23 protein-coding genes are annotated in these 20915 nt (G+C 60.9%); 13 read left to right on the plus strand and 10 right to left on the minus strand.

Annotated features, from left to right (window positions below):
* Positions 1–89: 89 nt before the first annotated feature.
* A complete protein-coding gene (locus tag QM694_RS08410) occupies positions 90–554 on the minus strand; it encodes an NUDIX domain-containing protein (RefSeq protein ID WP_415006488.1) in 465 nt (154 codons plus the stop codon).
* Positions 555–606: 52 nt separating this feature from the next.
* Between QM694_RS08410 and QM694_RS08415 the strand changes: the two genes are divergently transcribed.
* Together QM694_RS08415 and QM694_RS08420 are read left to right on the plus strand one after the other, a co-directional pair.
* Complete coding sequence (locus tag QM694_RS08415) at positions 607–1752, plus strand: dATP pyrophosphohydrolase (RefSeq protein ID WP_415006489.1); 1146 nt, start codon at positions 607–609, stop codon at positions 1750–1752.
* Positions 1752–2516 (plus strand): nucleotidyltransferase family protein, encoded by a 765-nt coding sequence (locus QM694_RS08420; protein WP_415006490.1) that lies wholly within the window; start codon positions 1752–1754, stop codon positions 2514–2516. The genes QM694_RS08415 and QM694_RS08420 overlap by 1 nt, the downstream gene beginning before the upstream one ends.
* Here QM694_RS08420 and QM694_RS08425 read toward each other — a convergent pair whose 3' ends face one another.
* Complete coding sequence (locus QM694_RS08425) at positions 2517–3248, minus strand: NTP transferase domain-containing protein (RefSeq protein WP_415006491.1); 732 nt, start codon at positions 3246–3248, stop codon at positions 2517–2519.
* An 80-nt stretch (positions 3249–3328) separates the two neighbouring features.
* On the opposite strand from QM694_RS08425, the gene QM694_RS08430 reads away from it, so the two are divergent.
* From QM694_RS08430 to QM694_RS08460, 7 genes are read left to right on the plus strand one after another with little or no spacing between them, the layout of a single operon-like run.
* Positions 3329–4258, plus strand: coding sequence for a metallophosphoesterase family protein (locus QM694_RS08430; RefSeq protein ID WP_415006492.1), 930 nt, complete (start codon positions 3329–3331; stop codon positions 4256–4258).
* Positions 4259–4284: 26 nt separating this feature from the next.
* On the plus strand, positions 4285–4719 hold the full coding sequence (locus tag QM694_RS08435; RefSeq protein ID WP_415006493.1) for an HIT family protein: 435 nt from the start codon (positions 4285–4287) through the stop codon (positions 4717–4719).
* A gap of 6 nt (positions 4720–4725) precedes the next feature.
* Positions 4726–5952 (plus strand): LptF/LptG family permease, encoded by a 1227-nt coding sequence (locus QM694_RS08440; protein ID WP_415006494.1) that lies wholly within the window; start codon positions 4726–4728, stop codon positions 5950–5952.
* Positions 5949–7022, plus strand: coding sequence for an LptF/LptG family permease (locus QM694_RS08445; RefSeq protein ID WP_415006495.1), 1074 nt, complete (start codon positions 5949–5951; stop codon positions 7020–7022). Before QM694_RS08440 ends, QM694_RS08445 begins: the two co-directional genes overlap by 4 nt.
* A gap of 40 nt (positions 7023–7062) precedes the next feature.
* Positions 7063–8214, plus strand: coding sequence for a CDP-alcohol phosphatidyltransferase family protein (locus tag QM694_RS08450; RefSeq protein ID WP_415006496.1), 1152 nt, complete (start codon positions 7063–7065; stop codon positions 8212–8214).
* Entirely contained in the window at positions 8196–9167 is a 972-nt protein-coding gene (locus QM694_RS08455) for a diacylglycerol kinase family protein (protein WP_415006497.1), read from the plus strand. The genes QM694_RS08450 and QM694_RS08455 overlap by 19 nt, the downstream gene beginning before the upstream one ends.
* The gene (locus QM694_RS08460) at positions 9168–10028 is read left to right on the plus strand and encodes a hypothetical protein (RefSeq protein ID WP_415006498.1); all 861 of its coding nucleotides are present in this window, start codon (positions 9168–9170) and stop codon (positions 10026–10028) included.
* On the opposite strand, the gene spt is transcribed toward QM694_RS08460, so the two are convergent.
* The 7 genes from spt to QM694_RS08495 all read right to left on the minus strand — a co-directional run bounded on the left by spt (position 10029) and on the right by QM694_RS08495 (position 17039).
* On the minus strand, positions 10029–11240 hold the full coding sequence (gene spt, locus QM694_RS08465) for a serine palmitoyltransferase (protein ID WP_415006499.1): 1212 nt from the start codon (positions 11238–11240) through the stop codon (positions 10029–10031).
* Positions 11241–11242: 2 nt separating this feature from the next.
* A complete protein-coding gene (locus QM694_RS08470; protein ID WP_415006500.1) occupies positions 11243–11482 on the minus strand; it encodes an acyl carrier protein in 240 nt (79 codons plus the stop codon).
* A complete protein-coding gene (locus tag QM694_RS08475) occupies positions 11479–12450 on the minus strand; it encodes an NAD-dependent epimerase/dehydratase family protein (protein WP_415006501.1) in 972 nt (323 codons plus the stop codon). The genes QM694_RS08470 and QM694_RS08475 overlap by 4 nt, the downstream gene beginning before the upstream one ends.
* A gap of 33 nt (positions 12451–12483) precedes the next feature.
* Positions 12484–14280 (minus strand): fatty acyl-AMP ligase, encoded by a 1797-nt coding sequence (locus QM694_RS08480; protein ID WP_415006502.1) that lies wholly within the window; start codon positions 14278–14280, stop codon positions 12484–12486.
* Positions 14281–14404: 124 nt separating this feature from the next.
* Positions 14405–14938, minus strand: a complete 534-nt coding sequence (locus QM694_RS08485; protein ID WP_415006503.1) for a hypothetical protein — start codon at positions 14936–14938, stop codon at positions 14405–14407.
* Positions 14939–15045: 107 nt separating this feature from the next.
* A complete protein-coding gene (locus QM694_RS08490; RefSeq protein ID WP_415006504.1) occupies positions 15046–15849 on the minus strand; it encodes an HAD-IIB family hydrolase in 804 nt (267 codons plus the stop codon).
* Complete coding sequence (locus QM694_RS08495) at positions 15846–17039, minus strand: NAD(P)/FAD-dependent oxidoreductase (RefSeq protein WP_415006505.1); 1194 nt, start codon at positions 17037–17039, stop codon at positions 15846–15848. The genes QM694_RS08490 and QM694_RS08495 overlap by 4 nt, the downstream gene beginning before the upstream one ends.
* Between QM694_RS08495 and QM694_RS08500 the strand changes: the two genes are divergently transcribed.
* Positions 17033–17845, plus strand: a complete 813-nt coding sequence (locus tag QM694_RS08500; RefSeq protein ID WP_415006506.1) for an aspartyl/asparaginyl beta-hydroxylase domain-containing protein — start codon at positions 17033–17035, stop codon at positions 17843–17845. The two genes, QM694_RS08495 and QM694_RS08500, sit on opposite strands and share 7 nt — an antisense overlap.
* A gap of 3 nt (positions 17846–17848) precedes the next feature.
* Here QM694_RS08500 and QM694_RS08505 read toward each other — a convergent pair whose 3' ends face one another.
* Positions 17849–18784 (minus strand): 3-keto-5-aminohexanoate cleavage protein, encoded by a 936-nt coding sequence (locus tag QM694_RS08505; protein WP_415006507.1) that lies wholly within the window; start codon positions 18782–18784, stop codon positions 17849–17851.
* Positions 18785–18879: 95 nt separating this feature from the next.
* Between QM694_RS08505 and QM694_RS08510 the strand changes: the two genes are divergently transcribed.
* The 3 genes from QM694_RS08510 to QM694_RS08520 are packed head-to-tail and all read left to right on the plus strand — an operon-like array spanning position 18880 to position 20912.
* Entirely contained in the window at positions 18880–19875 is a 996-nt protein-coding gene (locus QM694_RS08510; RefSeq protein WP_415006508.1) for a GGDEF domain-containing protein, read from the plus strand.
* 56 nt (positions 19876–19931) lie between these two features.
* The gene (locus QM694_RS08515; RefSeq protein ID WP_415006509.1) at positions 19932–20174 is read left to right on the plus strand and encodes a DUF6489 family protein; all 243 of its coding nucleotides are present in this window, start codon (positions 19932–19934) and stop codon (positions 20172–20174) included.
* A gap of 57 nt (positions 20175–20231) precedes the next feature.
* A complete protein-coding gene (locus QM694_RS08520; RefSeq protein ID WP_415006510.1) occupies positions 20232–20912 on the plus strand; it encodes a GntR family transcriptional regulator in 681 nt (226 codons plus the stop codon).
* Positions 20913–20915: the final 3 nt, after the last annotated feature.

Below are 20915 nucleotides of genomic sequence, written 5' to 3' on the forward strand. Positions count from 1 at the left end.
CATGTCGCGGGCGCGTCGTCGCAGGCTGAGGCTGTTCAATCCGGTCATGAGCCGCGCATTATAGGGAGAAAATCTTAACGTCAAGTCTCTTACCAGTGCCGGTCGGGCACAGACCCACTGGTGATTTCGGCAAGCCGCCGCCGCGTGCCCGCCGTTGTGCCCTCGGGCAGCGCATCGAGCGGAAAGAAGCGGGCCTCGCGGATTTCCAGCGATGGTTTGAAGTCGCTCATCGTCATCCGCCGCATCACGAACACGGCCACATGGTCGCCCGGAAACTGCGGATTGAGGAATATCCCGTGCAGGCGGAGCTCCTCCTGCGCTTCGATCCCCGTTTCCTCGCGCAACTCGCGCACCGCCGCTTCTGAAAGCGTTTCGCCGCGCTCGACGCCACCGCCCGGCAGCATCCAGCCCGGCGCATAGCCATGGCGCACCAGCATGACAAATTTGTCATCACGGATCGCCGCCGTCCGCGTGCCAAGCGTCATGCCCCGCATCTGCCGGTGATAGGGCCTGAGGATGAATGCCAGCGAAGAAGTGAGAAGCGAACGCGCCATGGCTCCTGTTAATGGCTTGCGGCGCGCACGCCAAGCTTGATAAGCACAGCCCATGGCCAGCCCCGTCACCATCCGCTCCATTTCTTTCGAGAAGCCCGATGTGCGGGCCTTCCTTGATGTACCGTTCCCGATTTACCGCGATGATCCAAACTGGGTGGCGCCGCTCTACCTCGAGCGTTTCGATCATTTCAATCCGAAGAAGAATCCCTACTTTCTGCACGCCGATGTGCAGATGTTCATTGCCGAGCGCGATGGGAAGCCCGTGGGGCGCATCACCGCGCAGGCCTGCCGCCTGCGCAAGGAGCGATACAATGACGGCGTGGGCCAGTTCGGATTTCTCGAAGCACCCGATGATCCGGAGGTGTTCAGGGCGCTTCTCGAAGCTGCTGCGGCCTGGCTGAAGACGCGCGGTTACACGCGCCTGCAGGGGCCTTTCAATTTCTCGATCAATGACGAGATGGGCATGCTCATCGATGGCTTCGATACGCCGCCCAATATGCTGATGGGCCATGGCCGCCGCTATTATCCCGCCCGCATGGATGCGCTGGGCTTTGTGAAGGCGAAGGATGTCATCGCCTATGACTATGAGATCGCCAAACCGCTGCCGCGCGCCATGCAGGCGATGTATGAAAAGGCGCTCGACTCCTCCGATCTGGTGATCCGCCCCTTCGAGAAGAAGCACATGGCGCGCGATCTCGACATCGTGATCTCGATCTTCAACGACGCCTGGTCGGACAACTGGGGCTTCGTGCCCTTTACTCGCGAGGAGCTGACCAAGCTCGGCAATGACCTGAAGATGCTGGTCTCCAACAACTACATTGCCATCGCCACGTGGAAGGGCGCGCCCGCCGCCATGGCGGTGTCATTGCCCAATCTCAATGACTGGATCACCGGGCTGAATGGCCGCCTCTTGCCTTTCGGTTGGGCCCAACTGGCATGGGGCCTTCTCGCTAAGCCGCCCAAATCCGTGCGCATGCCGCTGATGGGCGTGCGCAAGGAATATCACGGCACGCTGGTGGGATCGGCGCTGGCCATCGGCGTCATCGACACGGTCAAGAAATTCCACCAGGGCCGTGGCACCGCGCATGGCGAACTGTCATGGATCCTTGAGGACAACATGCCGATGCGCCGCCTCATCGAGCAGCTCGGCGGCAAGCCTTACAAGACCTATCGCATCTATGAGAAAGCCATCGCCTGATGGCGGCCTATAGCGCATTGGTGCTTGCGGCAGGCCGTGGGCCTGACGATCCAATGGCCAAGGCCTATGGTGTTGCCAATAAATCGACAATCCCGGTGGGTGGCATCCCCATGCTGAAGCGCGTGGTGACGGCGCTTGAAGATTCGGGATGCGCCCGCAGCATCGCGATCTCCATCGAGCGGCCAGAGCTTGCAAAAGGAGTCGTAGGGGCACACGCCACGACGCTCGTGCCCGCCGGAAGCGCGCCCGCCTCGGTCATAAAGGCGGTGCAGGACGGCCTTCCCTATCCGCTTCTCATCACCACCGGAGATCACGCGCTGCTGACGCCGGACATGGTGCGTTATTTTTGTCAGTCCACGGAGAAAACCGGCGCCGATTTCGCCGTGGGCCTCGCCACCGCCGAAACCATTCTCGCCGCCTATCCGCAATCAGTGCGGACCTTCTTTCGATTGGGAAAGGATCGCGTGTCGGGCTGCAATCTCTTCATCCTGCGCAATGCCGCAGGGCTGAAGCTTCTTGAACGCTGGCAATATCTCGAACAGGTGCGCAAAAAGCCATGGCGGCTGGTGGCCGCTTTCGGGCTGCCGCCGCTGCTGCGCTACCTCACCGGCACGCTCGACCTTGCAACCGCCATGCGGCTTCTCTCAAAGCGGCTGGGCTGCAAGGTGCAGGCGATCCTCATGCCCTTTGCCGAAGCGGCCATTGACGTCGACAAGCCCGCCGACAAGGAGTTAGCGGAAGAAATCCTGGCCAGGCGCGGCTGATCAGCCCCAACTGGCCGCGAGCTGCCGGGCCTGCTGCAGGTCCACCGGAAAATCCACCTCGCCCCAGCGCGTGCCCGTTACCGGAATGGTGGCGATGTCCATGGTCTTGGCCAGCATGCCGATGGCAGCCGGGAACCATTGTTTCAGGCCGGAAGGCTCGCGCATCGCCTTTTCAAGAATTCTCACGTAAGCCGAAACGCCTTCACGCTTGAAAACATAGAAGCCGATGGCTTCCGCATCCACCGTATCAACCGGCAACGTCTTGCCGATCTCCGTCAGGCGGCCGCCGTCGAGCATCACTTTCATGTCGTCGGGGTCATAGCTGTCCTTGAGGTTCACCGCGACCGCCACCGGCACATCCGGCCCCTTGAGCAACTTCTCCACGAGATCGGCGCGGAACACATTGTCGCCGTTCACCTGGATGAAATCGGAAGTCATTTCGCCGCGCGCCATCCAGCAGCTCGCCAGATTGTCTGCCACGGCATAGAAGGGGTTATAGACTGTCCCGATGTTGACGCCGCGCTGCCTGGCGATCACCGCCAGCGCCTCGTCCATGCGGTTCGCGTTATAGCCCGTGACGACCACGAAATCCTTGAGACCGCAGGCGGCAAAGGCATCGATCTGCCGCCCGATCAGCGAGCGGCCGCCAATATCGAGCAAGGCCTTGGGAACTTCCGCCGTGAGCGGCAACAGGCGCTTGCCCTGCCCCGCCGCAAGGATGATGACGCGCACGATACTTGAACCTCAATGGCTGGGAACGTAAGGAACGCACTCCATTGCACCCGAATCCCTTGAAGTCAACGACGTCTGGCATGGCCGCTCCCTTCACCCTCGCGCATCTTTCCGACGTCCATCTGGGCCCCATGCCCAAGGGCGCGCTGTGGACGGATTTCGCCACCAAGCGGATCATCGGCTGGCTGTCCTGGGAGCTTCGCCGCAAGCGCCTGCACGACCCAGCCGTGGCCGGTCTGATTGCCCGCGATATTGTGGCGCAGAACCCCGATCATATCGCGCTCACCGGTGACTTGGTGAACATCGCGAGCCCGGCGGAATTTCCGCGCGGCGCCCGCTGGATGGAGCGCCTCTCAGGCCCTGAGCACATGAGCTTCGTGCCCGGCAATCACGACACCTATGTGCCCTTCGCCTGGGATGAGGGCCTGCGCCATTTCGCGCCCTGGATGGAAGGCGAAATGCGAGTCCGGCAGGTCGTTACGGATGACCGCGTCGCCGCACCTTTTCCGTTCGTCCGCCTGCGGAAGAGTGTGGCGCTGATCGGTGTCAACTCCGGCGTTCCGCAATCACTGCGCAAGGCCGGTGGAACAGTGGGGGAAGAGCAGCTTGAAAGCCTCGCCCGCGTGTTGCGCGATCTTCGCGAGCGGGGCTACGCGCGCGTGGTGATGATCCATCATCCGCCGCTGCCGGGCCTGGCGCATCTCCGCAAGGAATTGACCGATGCCGCTCAGTTGCAGGATGTTCTCGTGGCGGAAGGGGCAGAACTCGTGCTGCACGGCCACAACCATCTGGAAATGCTCACCCTCCTCGAGACGCGCTTTGGCCGCAGCCATGTTTTCGGTGTCCCCTCGGCCTCCATGCAGGCTGGAAGCCCGCATACCCCGGCGGGCTGGAATCTCTACAGCATCACCCGGCAGGACGGCCGCTGGCTGACCGATGTGACGGTGAGGAGCTTCGATCCCGAAACCCGCACAATCTTCACAAAGACACAGTTCAGCCTTTCCACCTGAAACACTCTCCGGGTAGAGTGCCGGCGATGAATGCAACCCTCGTGAAATTCGGCTATCCCGCAACGCTGGTGCGGGATTATGCGCATTGGAGCGTCCTGCTGCGCCCGGCGCAGGCGACGCTCGGCGCCCTGATCCTTGGCGCCAAGAGTCAAGTCACAGCCTTTTCGAGCCTTCCTCCGGAAGCGTTTGCCGAACTTGCCCTTGTGACCAAGGATATCGAAGCCGGCCTGTCTGCCTTGCGCACCTACCAGCGCATCAACTACCTCATGCTGATGATGGTCGACCCCCATGTTCACTTTCACGTTCTGCCGCGCTATGCAGAACCGCAGGATTTCCAGGGCGTGAGCTTTGTTGACCCCGGCTGGCCCGGCGTTCCCGATCTCAAATTTGCCACGGCGGTCCCGGAAGACACGCGCGCCCGGATGCTGCAGGCCCTGCAGCAGGCCTGGCCGAAAGCCTGAGGCCCCTTGCTCCCCATTGTTGACCGCCATGTGCTGAAGCAGATTGCCACGCCGCTGATCGCGGCGTTCAGCATCGGCCTGCTCATGCTGCTGGCCGAACGCATGGTGCGTCTGCTCGATACCACGCTGGGAAAGAAGAACTCCTTCGCCGTGGTCTTTGAGATGCTGGCCTATCTGGTGCCGAATTATCTCGGCACCGCAATCCCGGCAGCGTTGTTCCTCGGGCTTCTGTTCGGCTTCAGCCGCATGGCCGCCAATTCCGAGACGGATGCATTCATGGCGGCGGGCGTTGGCCTCAACCGGCTGGCGCGCCCGGTGATCGTGGTGTCGATCCTGCTGAGCGCGGCATCGTTCTTCGTCTTCGGCTGGGCCCAGCCCTATACGCGCTATGCTTACAGGTCGGTGGTTTTTGAAGTGCAGAATGTCGAATTCTTCTATCTCGCCGAAGAAGGCGTTTTCATGCAGTCAAACAACCGCACCTTCATTCTCGATACGCTCAACCGCAGCACGAACGCCTTTGATCACGTGTTTGTCTATGACCAAAGCGCCGGCAAGGACGGCAAGGGCTCCGAAACCGTAACCGCGACAAAGGGAACCTTGGTCGATGTGGCGGGGCAGCCAAGGCCTGTTCTGCATCTTGAACATGGGCATCGCTTCATCTTTGACACGCAGCCGGACTACAATTCGCCAGCGACAATTCACCCCCAGGCGTCCGAATTCGAGGTTGCGGACACGCCGCTGGGCAGACTCTCAAAGGACGCGTTCCGGCCGCGGGGCGAGGACGAGCGGGAACTCACGCTGCCCGAACTCTTCGCGCAGTGGAAAACGCCTCCGCAGGGCACGACCGTCAACAGCATGGTGGCGGAAATCCATCACCGCATCGTCAGTTCCATAAATCCGCTGATCCTTCCGTTTCTGGCGCTTCCTTTCACCATCGGAAGCCGCCGCTCCAGGCGCGCCTACCGCTTTGCCACAGCGCTCGTTCTCGTGCTGGTCTATCATGAGGTGGTGGAACGGGGCAGCGTCATGGCAGGCGACGGGAAAGCCTCTCCATGGGTGGCCATGTGGGCACCTTTCGCCCTCCTCGTGCTTTTCACGGCCTGGCGCTACTACGCGGCCTGCTTCACCGTGAATCGCGATGTCATCGACGCCGCCATCGACAATGCAGGGGATGCGCTCAGCAACATCCGCGATCACCTCCTCAGGCGTGCAGGCCTCGGAGCGCAGCCTTGAAAATCGTCTCGTGGATGCTGATCCAGATGATTGCCACGCGCTTTCTGGCGGTGCTCATCGGCATCTCGCTGTTTGTCCTGTCGCTGGAAGCTGTGAGTTATGCGCCCGATATTCTGAAACTCGATCCCGGCCATCCCTCGATCCTGCTGCGCTATGTGATGTATCGCTCGCCGCAAGTGCTTGCGACCTTCCTGCCCATCAGCATGCTGATCGCCATGCTCCTGGCCTTGACGGAGCTGAGTTATCGCAACGAAATACCCGCCCTGTGGTCCGCCGGGCTTTCACCCTTCCGCGTGCTGGTTCTTCTGCTGCCGCTGGCGTTCATCGTCGGCGGCGCCAATTTCCTGTTGAACAACATGGCCGTTCCCGCGGCTGATCCCACGCTCAGGGAATGGGCAATCGGTGACTACAGCAAGGCCAAGCTTAAGGTGAATGAGAACGATCCGCTCTGGATGCGCGCTGGTACCGATATTCTGCGCGCCGAAACAGCCAATGCCAATTCGACGGAATTGAAAAACCTCATTATCTTCCGCCGTGATCCCGACGGCCTGCTGCGCGAGCAAATCTTTGCCCAGTCCGCAAAACTTGAGGACGCCCGGTGGACGCTTTCAAATGTCATCATTTACTACCGCGGCAACCAGGAGCCCAACAAGCTCTCGACAATGGTTTATTCCGGTGGCCTTAAGCCGGCAGAAGCAGGTGTCCGGTCCGGCAACCCGGAAAGCATGTCCATCTCGGATTTGTCCTATTTCATCCAGAACGGCGGCTTCGGTATCCGGCCTGTGTGGGTTTATGAAACCTGGTGGCACAAGCGGCTGTCCCTATTTTTCTCAGGCCTTGTGATGATCGCCCTTTGCCTGCCGTTGGCCACGCGCTTCCGCCGGGGCGGCGGCCTGGGCGTATTGTTCGTTTTGGGGATCGGGCTGGGCTTCAGCTATTTCATCGTCGATGGAATCTCCATGACCATGGGCGAACTGGGCTTCGTCACGCCATGGATCGCCGCCTGGCTCCCCGTGGTTGCCTTCGGAATGATCGCCGCCGCCATGTCATTCCGGGCAGAAACCGTCTGAGGTTGACCTTCGCCCACCGGCTCCCCATAGAAGCGTCACCGTGAAAAACCAAACTCACCCTACCGCCACCGTGCTCTGCATCACCGGCGAAAATGGACCGGTTCTGTTCGGCCGCAGCACGTCCGAACGCACGCGGCGGCAGTTTGCGCGCGCCGGCGTAACGGCTGAAGTCTCAGTGCAAAGCGCCGGTACCGATGGCAATGTGGTGGTCGTGCGTGGAGATGCGGCTCTCGATCAGCCGCTGATCCCAGTGTTGATCGCCACGCCAGGTCTTCTGCTGATGGGAGAAAGCGCATCTCATCCCGTGCCCTTGGCTGCCAATGTGCCAGCCTCCCAGGCGGAAGACGCAGCACGGCTGCTGTCTGGAGAAGCGGCGCCTGCCCTTAATCTCGACGGGCGGACCCCCGCGCAGCTCGATGTCACATTCTGGAAGGCGCTCCGCAAGCGCGAGACACCCTATGCCTATGCCGTGTCGGGCCAGAACCTCGCTGCCGTTGAATGGCGGATGTTCATGGGCACCTACAAGGGCGCCACGGATATTGTCACCAAGCATCTCTGGCCGGTGCCCGCCTTTCATGCCACCCGCTGGCTGGCGGCGCGCGGCGTCACGCCGAATATGGTCACCACGGTGGCCGCCATCCTGACGGCTCTGGCCTTCTGGCTGTTTCTGGAAGGCCATTTCATCACCGGCCTCATCGCTGCCTGGGCCATGACCTTTCTCGACACGGTGGATGGCAAGCTGGCCCGTACCACGCTCACCTCCAGCAAATGGGGCGATATCTTCGATCACGGGATCGATCTCGTGCATCCTCCGTTCTGGTATGTGGCCTGGGCGCTCGGGCTCAAAACAGTTGGACTTGCACTGTCTCCGGTAACCTTCTGGTGGGTGATCCTTGCTATTCTCGGCGGCTATGTCGTTCAGCGGCTTATGGAAGGCGTCTCCATCGCATGGCTTGGTCTCGAGATACATATCTGGCGGAAGGTCGACACGCTGTTCCGGCAGGTGACGGCGAGGCGCAATCCCAATCTCATCTTGCTTACGTGTGGGGCGATCATCGGCAGGCCCGACTGGGGTCTGCTGGCGGTCGCCATCTGGACGGTGGTTTGCCTCGTGCTGCATGGGATTCAGCTGATGCAGGCGCTGGCCGCGCGCCGCGCTGGACCCCTCAGTTCGTGGATGACAAAAGCCTGATGCGCGCCGGCCTGCTGGTCAACCCCCGCTCAGGCCAATCTTCCGGCAAGGGATTGGCGCTGGCGGACAAGCTCCGCAATTCGAGCTCGGTCTCTGTGAAAGTGCTGGAGCGCTTCGATCAGCTGCCGCACTTCATCGCCGACATGGCGAAAGACGGCGTGACCGATCTGTTCATCAGTTCCGGCGATGGCACCGTTCAGGCCATCCAGACGGAACTGGCGGAGAAACGCCCCTTTGCCAAGCTTCCGCGCCTGTCGCTACTGCCGCATGGCACCACCAACATGACCGCCGCCGATCTGGGCTTCCGCCACCGCAGTATTGACGCTCAGGCACGGTTTATCTCTACGCTCGATCCGGAAGACTTGCAGGCCCGCCCGACCCTCCGCGCCGTGAACCCGAAAGACGGCAATCCCCGCCATGGGATGTTCCTGGGCACGGGCGCCGTATCGGAAGCGACCCTCTTCTGTCAGCGCGCCTTCAATGCCAAGGGCGTGAAGGGGAGCTGGGCCACATTTTCCACCCTTGCAGGCGCCGTCGGCCGATCGCTGTTCACGCCAGCCAACCCTGCTGACACCACCCGCTTCGACCGCCCGTTTTCCATCGGCATCGAGGCTGATGGCCGCCTCATATCGCAGGGTCAGCAGTTGTTGATGCTCGCCACCACGCTGGAAAAACTGATCCTCGGCACAAAGCCGTTCTGGGGCGGCACGGGCGGGGCGATCCGCACCACGGTCATCCCCTATCCCGTGCCATCGATCCCCCGCTGGCTCATTCCGATCATGTATGGCAGCGAAACACGCAAAGGCCCGCCGGGCTCCGCCAGTGTCGCCGCCAGCGCGCTCAGCATCTCCAGCCCGGTAAGCTATGTCATTGACGGTGAATTTTTCGACGCGCCGGAAGGCGAGCCCTTGAGGGTCGAAACCGGCCCCGTCTTCACCTATGTTCGCGGGTGAATGACTACCCTCGATAAGCTGATCGCCGAAACTGTTTCAAAGAGCGTGCCGCCGGAGATTTCGGCGATGGCGGATCATGCGCGCAAACAGCATCAGGACGTGCAGGCGGTATTGGCCTATGGCTCATGCCTGCGCGGCGTCTCGACCTCAGACTCCCTGATTGATCTCTATGTCTTGACGGCGGACTATTCAGGCGTCAGCAAAAATCCCATCAGCCGCCTTGGCTGCTGGATCGCGCCGCCCAATGTCTATTACACAGAAATGGATTTCGGCGGACGCCGCTACCGTGCCAAATATGCGGTGATGCCGCGTACTGCGTTCCAAACCTGGATGACCGCGCGCAACCCCTATTTCTGGGCGCGTTTTTCACAACCGTCGGCCCTTTTATTCTCTGCAAGCCAGCAGGCGAAGGCATCCGTCATCGAGGCGATTACAACCGCGGCAAAAACAATGTATGGGCTGGGGCTGGGGCTTCCCGGCAGCCCCGAACCGCTCGATGTCTGCACGCGCATCTTTGCCATGACTTATGGCACCGAACTCCGCGCCGAAAGCGGCAAGGACCGCGCGCGCCATGTTGTCGAAAGTAACAGCGATTATTACGAGCACATCGGCGGAGGATTGCGCGGTCTCGCGCCCGTAATGGCCAATTGGCCGCTGCGCCGGGCCGCCGGAAAACTCTGGTCTGCCGCCCGTTTGCTGAAGGCCGCTTTCACCTTCACGGGCGGCGCGGATTATCTTGCGTGGAAAATCGAGCGCCATTCCGGGCAGAAAATCACCCTCACTGCCTTTCAGCGCCGACACCCCATCGTCGCCAGCCTCACGCTGCTGCCGCAACTCCTGAAACGCGGGGCAATCCGCTGATCAGGCGTTCACGGCCTTCTTGCCGTGATGCGCCGCAACCACCTGGCCGAACAGTTCGATAATGCGGTCGATCTCTTCATTGCTATGAGCGGCGGAAACCGAGCAGCGCAGCAGGCACAGCTTGTTGGGCGTGCCCGGAGGCAGGGCGATGTTCACGTACACACCCGCAGCCAGAAGCGCATTCCACATGCGGATGGTGCTGGCCTCATCCGGGCATTTCACGGCAATGACCGGGCTGACGGCATCGCACCCCATGTCAAGGCCAAGGCCTTTGAAACCGTTGAACAGCCGCGTGGAATTTTCCCGCAGCCGGTCGCGCCGCCATGGCTCGGCGGCGAGTTTCTTGACCGCCGCAAGAGATGTGGCAATCGAGGCCGGCGAAGACGACGCCGTGAACATGTAGGGCCGCATCGCGTAGCGCAGCACTTCAAACATCGGATGATTGCCGGCGCCAAAACCACCGATGGCGCCGACGCTTTTCGAGAACGTGCCGACAACGAAATCAACCTCGTCTTCAAGGCCCGCTTCATCGGCCAGCCCACGGCCATGCGGCCCCAGCACGCCGAAAGAATGCGCTTCGTCAGCCAGCAGCTGGAAGCCGCGCTTCTTCTTCACCTCCACGAAATCGGCCAGCGGCGCGCGATCGCCCAGCATGGAATAGATGCCCTCAAGCACCACCAGCTTGCCGCCCTCCTCGCCCTCCGAGCGGGCAAGGCGCTTGTCGAGATCGGTGGCGTCATTATGCCGGAAGCGGACGAGCTTGGCGCCAGACAGTGTGCAGCCATCATAGATCGAGGAATGGGAATCGGCATCGAGGAAGATCGTGTCGCGCGGACCCGCAAGGCCCGACATCATGCCCAGATTGGCCTGATAACCGGTGGTGAAAACAATACAGTGGCGGCGGTTGAGGAAATGCGCCAGTTCGGTTTCCAGCGCCGTATGGAGCGAATAGGTGCCATTCGCCACGCGCGATCCCGTGGTGCCGGTGCCGAATTTCGCCATTGCCTCCTCACCCGCCGCGATGCAATCGGGATCGAAGGTAATGCCCATGTAGTTGTTGGTTCCGGCGAGAATGGTCTCGCGCCCATTGATGATGGCGCGCGTCGGCGACAGCATCCGCTCATTCGTCACGCCAACCGGGTTGACGTCATCCGGCCCGACGCGCGAAAGCCTCTCGAGAATGGGCCGGTGCTTGTCGAACAGATCGATCATGGCTACGCCTTCTTGCTGCGCGCCTCGACAACCTTTGCAAGGTCGGCAACGGTGCGGGTTTCCGAGAGCACGTTGAGCGGGATTTCGATGTCGAAGTGATCTTCCACCTCCATCACGAAATCCATGACCGTCACCGAGTCGATATTGAGGTCTGAGGAAATGTCCGTGTCGGCTGAAAGCGGAATGCCTGCCGTGTTGAAGGGGGCCAGCAGCTTGATGATCTGGGTAACAGTATCGGTCATGGGGACGCCTCGGAGCGGGGTTTTGGCCTGCTTCTATCGGCAGCGGCACGGCGAGGCAACCACCCCGCGTCGCGGTACCATTTGAGCGTTTCCGGAAATCCTCTGGCGAAGGTGATGGGATCCGAAAGTGCCAGTGGCCCGGGCGCTGAAACCCAATCGTGATGATAGAGTTCGCCTACCTTGCTGCGGCTCACCATGCCGGGCTTGCCGGTAATCCGCGCCACGCCATCCGCAGCCAATGCCACCATCTGCACAAAACCGCGCGGCAGGAAGAGAGGCTGGATCGCGCGGCCCTCGACTTCCGAGGAAATTCTGATGAGATCGCTCCAGGTATAGCCGCCAACCGTGCCATCGCTCAGCTCGGCAAGGCCGGTAACCGGGCTTTCAGCCGCATCGGCAATCAGCCGCGCCAGGTCATGCACATGGATCAGGGAAAAGCGCGAGTGGGGAGAGGATGGAATGATGGCCGGATTGCTGATCAGGGATTTCAGAAGCGGCAGCGTGGCACGGTCGCCGGGCCCATAAACCGCCGGCGGCCGGATGATCAGCAGAGGCATTTGCGAAGCTGCACGCTTCACGGCCTCCTCACCCGCCCACTTGCTCGCGCCATAATCCGAGAGTTCAGGTTCCCGCGCCGCCAGAGAGGAAATGTGGACGAAGCGCTTCATGCCCGCATCGCGCGCTGCCTCTGCCACGGCTGCGGTGCCTGCTTCATTCACGCGGAAATAATCTTCCCGCCGCACGGCAGAAATTGATCCCGCCAGATGCACTACGGCATCCGCACCGGCCACCAGACTGCGCAACGCTTCCGCAGATTCCAGGCCTCCCGGCACCACCTGAACGGCAGCAGGCAAATCCGCCCGTGCCGGATCACGCACCAGCACCCGCAGCGAATGTTCGCGCGACAGAAATTCGGAAACGGCATGGCGCCCGGCAAAGCCGGTGGCGCCCGTCATGGCGGTCAACACGGGGCAAAAATCCAGTTGAACGAGAGCAGATGGTTACTGCGCAGCCTCAAGAAAGCGCACCGGCGCCACTTCTCCGATCTCACCGGAAAGGAATTTCTGCTTGGCGCCCGCACGCGACAATTTTCCCGACGAGGTGAAAGGCAAACTCTTCGGCGGCACCATCACCACGCGGCATTCGATGCCAGCGCTGCGGTGAACCACCGCCGCCACGTTCCGCCGCAGTTTATCGATCTCATCGGCGTCCTGAAGGCGGCACTGCACGAGCACCACCACGTCATCATCGCCATCATCGCCTTCAACGGCAAAGGCGGCCACGTCATCGCCACGCAAAGGCTCAACCTGCTCGGCAGCCCACTCGATGTCCTGCGGCCAGATATTACGGCCATTGTGCAGGATCAGGTCCTTGGCGCGGCCGGTGATGACGATCTCGCCATCGAGCCAGTATCCCATGTCGCCCGTGTCGAGGAAGCCATCGGTCCCAACCACCGCATCGGTCGCCTCAAGATTGCGGAAATAGCCAGTCATCAGGCTGGGCGTATGGACGAACAGCCGTCCAACGGCGCGCGCGCCAAGAGGGTTTCCCTGTTCATCGCGGATTTCCACCGCCGTGCCCGCCATGGGCTTTCCGCACACCACGAAACTGCGAGCGGCAGGCGAGGCTTCGGCGGCAACGGCCCGGCCTTCGACCTTCAGCGCATGCCGGTCCACGGTATCGACGCGAATAGGCTTGCCCGGCTGGGTGAAGGAAATCGCCAGCGTCGTCTCCGCCATGCCATAGCAAGGCGTGAATGACCGTGGATCAAAACCCGCAACCGCAAGCGTCCCGGCAAATTGGGTCAGCACATCGGCCCGCACCATGTCGCCGCCAATGCCGGCAATGCGGAGAGCCGACAGATCGAGACTGGCGGCATCGCCGTTGATGCGGCGTGCTGCGAGATCATAGCCAAAACTCGGAGCGAATGTGACGGTCGAGCCGTTTTCAGACATCAGCTTCAGCCACAGCGCGGGCCGCCGCGCGAATGCCGATGTGGGAAGATAGTCAACGGTCACTTGCCCCATCATCGGCGCCAGGCAGAAACCGACGAGGCCCATATCGTGATAAAGCGGTAGCCAGGAAAATCCGCGGTCACCGGGGCGGATCGCCATTCCGTCACACAAGATGCCGCGTGTGTTCGCCGTGATTGCCTTCTGGCTGATCAGTACGCCCTTGGGATTTGAGGTCGAACCCGAAGAATACTGGATATAGGAGTCTTCTTCCGCTCGAAATGGTTCAAGTTTGGCGGCAGCCTCCGGCTGAGACTGCAAATCGGCATGCGTCAACACGCGCACATTGCCAGCCCGCGCCGCGCCTTCCTGCATGTGGCCCAAAAGATCATCCGAGGTGATCACGGCACACGCGCTGGCGGCGCGCAGCATCCCGGCCACACGCTCGACATAGGACTCCTTGCCGCCGATATACATCGTGTAGGGCATCGGGCAGGGCAGTAGGCCGGCATACTGGCAGGCGAAGAACACCACCATGAATTCGGGGCCGGTTTCCGCAACAACGGCCACGCGGTCGCCCCGCTTGAGGCCAAGCGACAACAGCTTGCGGGCCGCCACCAGCGCCTCGCGGCGGAGTTGCGCATAAGTCATAACCGAAGCAAGAGCGCCGCGTGCGGAATAGAAATTGAAGCCGGTCTGTCCGCGCGCCGCATAATCGAGGGCATCGGCGAGCGTCGCAAAATCGCCCAGCCGCTGGGCAAGGCTGCGGTTCGCGCGCGGAGTGCGGGCCAATTCATGTTCACCGGCGTGGCCACGCTTCGCAATTCCCGTCATTTCGAATGCCATTCCTAGCGCTTCCTGTTTCATCAACACGAGTGGACATGTGGTGACGCCATGACGATTGGGTAACAGGCCAAAGCACTGAACTTAAATCAAAACCTGTTTCAGATTGTAACGTCCAGCCGGTCAGTTAAAATCTTAGCATATTCAAATAGATGACGGCGCTCGCCAGCGCCAGCGCACCGATGACGGCACCCGTTAACCATGCCATGGTTAACGCGGCCGGTGAAGCATTGCCGCCCTGCGAGTTTACGGGCGGGAGAAAGGCGGAGTTTCGCCGCTTCTCGATGAGCGATATCGCCAGAATTTCCTGGACCTTTTTGACCATGGCTGCACAGTCTTCCGTTTCCAACAGAATTTGTGATCCCTGCGCGGTGTCGGAGAGAAGGCGATACGTCTTGGGATCAGGCTCCATCACCACGGATGCCGTCAGATCGAGAAACAGACGGGGCGGCGGCCCTTTGTAAGCAGCAATATCAAACGCCCGGCGTGCATCGTCATTGCCTGCAATGACGGCCTCAATCTCGTCCTTCAGAATGCCGAGCCGCAGCGTCTTTGCATCGGCAAACGCATAGATAGAATCACGGTGTGCGGCTTCCAGCACCCGCGCCTGCTCCAGCGCCGCCGCAAATCCATCACTCTCGCTGGTCAGTGCCTGTCCCAATCAACTGCGCCCAACAGGGAATGCCTGTGCCAAATAGGCACAGAACGCTCCACAAAGATTCTTCTGCTCGCAATCCCTGCAGGAGCAATGCCAGTGGAGACAAACGATCATCCTCTGGCGTGAAGCACGGCGTCCGCAAATTCAGCAAAGCCCGTGCCGCCCTCGGCTTGCGTCACATAACGCGGCAGATGCGGCATCAGCTTGATCAGGGGCATGACGTTCGCCATTCCGATGCCATTGGGGAAAAAGCCGAACATTGGGGAATCATTGGGGGAGTCGCCGCAATAGGCGATCTTTTCAATGTCGTCTTCGACTCTGATATCAAAGGCTTCCGACAATAACTTCTTCGACATTGAGAGCTTGTCATGGTCGCCAAACCAGGCATTCACATGAATTGAACTGACCTTTGCCGTGGCGCCCTCCTCCGCAAACGCGTCAGCGATTTTTTGCGCCGTGGCGAGCGGCAAAGGCGGCACGTCTTCGCAGAAATCGATCGCCACATCGATCTCGCGGTAAGCCTGATCCGATGCTATGGCGGTGCCGGGAAATTCCTTCAGTATACGGAGTGATATGGCCTTGAGGCGTTGCGCATTCGCGGCCCTCACCTCTGCGCTTTGAGAATAAACGCGGAACATCTTCTTCGCCTGATCGTCGTAGCGGAAATAAAATGCGCCATTCTCGCCGACAACGCCATCCACCGGCCATTGCCGCGCAATGAGATCACACCACCCCGCAGGGCGGCCTGTCACCGCAATGATCTTGAGCCCGGCGCGGTGCAAACGCTCCAGCGCGCCGTATGCCACCGCAGGCAGGCGGCCATGCAGCGTCAGCGTGTCGTCGATATCGCTGAGAACGGCGGTAAAGCCAGCAAGGGTTTCGCGCGGCGCGTGAGAAAGGGGAAGAAGGCTCATGTAATCTCCGGACGGTCGGGTGAAAAAGGAAGGAGCAACGGATCACGCCGCCCGTCGAGAATTTCCTGCGCGGCAAACAGGCCTATCGCGGGCGCAAGGGTGATCCCCGAATGGGTAACGGCGGCATAAAGCCCCTGGGTTTGCCTGGGGCGCCCGATTGCGGAAAACCCGTCCGCGGGCGTGGGCCTGTATCCGATGGTATGAAAATCAAGCTCCACACCTTCGGCCCCGCGCACCAGCGCGCGCATGCCGGCAATCAGTGCATGAGCCATATCGACCGGACGGTCTTCCGGCTCGGCTCCCGCAAAATCGGTACCGGCCACCAGGCGGCCCTCGCCGGTTTGCCGCACATGCAACCCCGGCGTCATGACCAGACCGTTCAACAGCTTCGGCAAGGGCTTGGAATGGGCGAGAAGACCGGCAGGCGCGGTTATTTTCAGGGAAATGCCGGCGCGTTTGAGAATGTCTGGTGATTTTACCCCGGCTGCAACCACCACCTCATCAGACCGGGCAATCCCCCCGCCAGCCAGAATGACGCCGGCAACGCGCCCGCTCTCGATCAGCAAATCCGCAACAGGAGTGTTGCAAACTACCGTGGCGCCAAGGTCGCAAGCGGCGGCCAACAGGGCTTTCGCTGTGCCCAAGGGTTCCGCAACCCCCTCGGACGGCGCGAAATAGGCGCGATCCGGCACCACCTTAAGATTGGGTTCGTACTTCAGGATGGCTTCACGCGCGAGGGGCGAGAGATCATAACCCCAACTTGCCTGTTCGCGCGCGAAAGCATCGAGCGCTTCAGGCTCCAGATCCCAGATCAGTCCGCCACAACGCTGAAAGGGAATGCCGGAAATGTCGCGTGCCAGTCTGTCCCATTCCACCATGGAGCGGACGCGCAACCTGTAATAAGGCTCAGGATTTCCCCAACTTGCATTGATCCAGCCCCATGAGGCCCGCGTCGCTAGGCCACCGGCCTCAGCCGCCGCGTCAAGAACGGTCACAGTGGCACCGCGCGAGGCCAGACGATAGGCAATGGAGGCGCCAATCACCCCCGAACCGGCCACAATCACACGCTTCGCCAATGTCTCACCTTTCAAATCGCCGCACCTCTTAGCAAGGCCGCCACGTTCTTGACAGAGTTTCGGACGACAGACCTTTGAAACCTGTATTTTACGTAAGGGGCGGTCCAATGACATCAGCATCTGAAACAGAAAGCTGGACGCAAAAACTCAAGAAGGCACGCCGCCGTTTCATCAAGACACGGGGCAAAAAGCTCAGCCGGTCATTGGCAAATTTTCTCGGGCGTCAGTCTCTGGTGGGTGACACGCCAGTTCTCGACAACGCAAATTTTCCTTTCCTCAAACCGTTCACCGACAACTGGCAAGTCATCCTCGGCGAGACGAAAGAAATACTGAAGCACCGCGACGATATTCCGACTTTTCAGGAAATTTCGCCTGACCAATACCGGATCGCCACCGGCAAGAACTGGCGCACGTACATCCTCTACGGCTTCGGGCTGAAGATGGAGAAGAACTGCCGGCTAGCGCCCGTCACCACGAAACTTCTGGAGCAGGTGCCGAACCTTCAGACCGCGTGGTTCTCGATCCTCAGCCCCGGCTATCATATTCCCGCGCATCGCGGCGTAACCAAAGGCATCCTGCGCGCCCATCTCGGCCTCATCATTCCGCGCGAGGCGGAGAAATGCTGGTTGCGCGTTGACAACACGATCAACGTCTGGCGTCCCGGTGAAATCTTCGTGTTCGACGATACCTATGAGCACGAGGTCTACAACAACACGGACGAGGAGCGGGTGATCCTGCTGTTCGACTTCGACCGACCCATGAATTTCTGGGGCCGCACCCTGAACAACGCCTTCCTGCGCGCCATGAAATTCACGGCGTTCTACCAGGAGCCGAAGCGTAACCTCGAAACAGCGGAAGCGCGGATGGAGGCCGCCATCCGCCGTGCCGACAAGAATATGGAATCGCTGTCAGACCATTAGCGGCTAAAAGCCGACCTTGTCCGCGCCTTTCGTTCCCAGCATTGCGCGGGCTTCCTCGGCGTTGGCGACATCGATCGAAAGCTCTTCCAGAATGTGTTTGATCTTGGCGACCAGCGCCGCATTGGATTCCGCCAGCTTGCCTTTGCCGATGTAGAGGTTGTCTTCAAGCCCCACGCGCACGTTGGCGCCCATGGTGGCAGCCATGGTGCAGAACGGAAGCTGGAAACGCCCGGCGGCAAGCACCGACCAGTGATACTGGTCGCCAAATAGCCGTTCAGCCGTTTCGCGCATGACCATGACATTCTGCGGATCAGGACCGATGCCGCCGAGGATGCCGAAGATGGTCTGCACGAAGAGCGGAGGCGTCACCAGCTTGCGGTCAAGAAAATGCGCCAGCGTGTAGAGGTGCCCCACGTCATAGCATTCGAATTCGAAACGGACGCCGTGGCCCTTGCCCAGCCTCTCGAGAATCTTCTCGATGTCGCCAAAGGTGTTGCGGAAGATAAAATCCTTTGAGAACTCAAGATGCTGGCGTTCCCATTCATGCTTGAAGTCGCTGTAGCGGTTCAGCATCGGGAACAGGCCGAAATTCATGGTTCCCATGTTGAGGGATGTCATCTCGGGAGAGAATTTTTCCGCCGCTGCGATGCGGTCGTCGATGCTCATCCCCTGCCCGCCGCCGGTGGTGATATTGATGATGGCGTCACAGGCCTGTTTGATACGTGGCAGGAATGCATTGTAGACGTCGGGGGAGGCTTCAGGCTTTCCCGTTTCCGGATTGCGCGCGTGGAGATGCAGGATGGAAGCGCCAGCCTTTGCCGCATCGACCGCCTGCGTGGCGATCTCATCCGGCGTCACCGGCAGATAGGGCGACATGGACGGCGTGTGGATCGACCCGGTGATGGCGCAGGTGATGATAGCTTTCGACTTCTTCCGCATGATTCACTCCTGAAGGCCGGCAGACGTTAGCGGCCCCGATCAGCCTGCCGCAAGCCCCGGCGCGGAAACTTCAAACGGGAGCGAATCGCGCCGGCATGAGACACACGTTGAGATTGGTGATCGCCGTTTTTGCCTGCGGGTCGGCGGCGCTGGCATTTGCCGTCATCATCCACCCCGCCGGGACTGAAACCCTTGGCTCCGCATCCGCCCCACCGTTGCTGCTGGGGCTTGTGACGGTTCTGCTGGCGCTCACCCTGTTCTCGACCTTTCTCAGCATTCTGATGCCGGAAATGGCTGCGTCCCCTCCTGCACCGCCAGTGATCGTCGCGGATGAAGTGGTGACCGCGGAGATCGCCAAGGTGGCCAACCAGTTGCGCAGCCATCTTGAAGCCAACGGGCTTTATGCAACCGTCCTGTCAAAGGCCAATACGCAGCTGCCCACCGCCACCACGCCCGAACAGCTGAAAGTCATCGTCAGCTACCTGATGGTCGAAAATGAAAACATGCGGGCCAAGGCCAGCGCGCTTCAAGTAAATCTCGAACAGTCGCGCAGGCAAGTCGAACACCTGCGCTCGAGCCTTGCCGTCACCAAGGCAGAAGTGCTGAGCGACAGTCTCACAGGCTTGCGCAACCGCCGCGCCTTCGATTTCGCATTGGCCAGCGCCGTGAGCGAAGCACGGCATGGTAGCAAGCCGCTGAGCCTCGTGATGGGTGATATTGATCACTTCAAGGCGGTGAATGACAGGTTTGGCCATCTCGCCGGAGATGAAGTGCTCAAAGGTTTCGCCCGCATCCTCGCCTCCAATATGAAAGGCCGCGATACCGTGGCGCGTTATGGCGGCGAGGAGTTCGCGATCATCCTGCCGCAAACCAGGCTGGCGGACGCGGTGACGCTGGCCGGGCAAATCCGCGCCCAGATCGAACAGACGTCCTGGAAGGCGGCTGGCACCGGCGCCGCCATCCTGAAGCTGACGGCTTCGTTCGGAGTTGCGGAATTGCAGGATGGCGAGAACATTGAGGCCCTGCTAACCCGCACCGATGAGCGCCTCTATGAGGCCAAGCGGCAGGGCCGCAACCGGGCGGCAGGGTGATTTGGTAAGCCCGCCGCCAATGGTCTATGGTTTCAGCATCAGCCGGAGGACCGCCGATGAAGATCACCATGACTGTGGACTGTACCCCTGAGGAAGCGCGCGCCTTTCTGGGACTTCCTGATTTCAGCGCCATCCAGCAGCAATTTGTCTCGCAGGTTCAGGACCAGCTGCGCCAGCAAATGTCTACCGATCCCGAGACGGCGATGAAAGCCTGGTTCGGCCCGGCCATGCAGGGCCTCGATATGCAGCGCAATTACTGGCAGCAGATGTTCAAGCCTGCTGAACCCAAGGAACCCTAGATGGTTTTGGTATACCATCTTCTTGCGCCTTAGAGCCGGATGCGATATGAGCGCAGCATGACTGCTGCACCCGATCTCCGTATCAGCGAACCGCCGCGCACCCTGCGCGAACTGGCGCTGGAAAAAATGCGCGCCGCCATTCTCGATCTGCATTTCCCGCCGGGCACCCGGCTGGTGGAGCGCGATGTCGGCCAGAAACTGGGCGTCAGCCGCTCGGTGGTGCGCGAGGTGATCCGCCATCTGGAGTCAGAAGGACTGGTCTACAGTGTGCCGCACCAGGGTCCGGTGGTGGCGACGCTCGATGCCGCCACGGCCGCGCAGATTTATGAAATCCGCGCCGCGCTGGAGTTTGCCGCTGCTTTCGCTGCCGCTGAAAAAGCCAGTGATCTCGACATTGCACGCATGGACAGGGCACTGGCCGACATTTCCGCGGCCTATGCCACGGGCGACCATCGCGGCGTTCTGGCCGCCACGACGCGATTCTACGAAGCCATGTTTCTCTCCGGCGGCAAGACGGTGGCGTGGGACATGGTGCAGCGCCTCAACGGTCGGATCAGCCAGCTTCGCGCCATGACCATTTCATCGCGTGAGCGCAACCGCTCCGGCCCTGCCCAGATGCGCAAGATCGTCGACGCCATCCGCGCCCGCGATTCCCAAGCCGCTGCCCTCGCCTGCCGCGAACATGTAGAAAGCGCCGCCGCCATCGCCGCGCGCCTCTTGGCTGATATTCCCTCTTGAACT

It is taken from the genome of Aestuariivirga sp., assembly GCF_047602625.1.
In the GTDB taxonomy this organism is placed as follows: Bacteria; Pseudomonadota; Alphaproteobacteria; order Rhizobiales; family Aestuariivirgaceae; genus Aestuariivirga.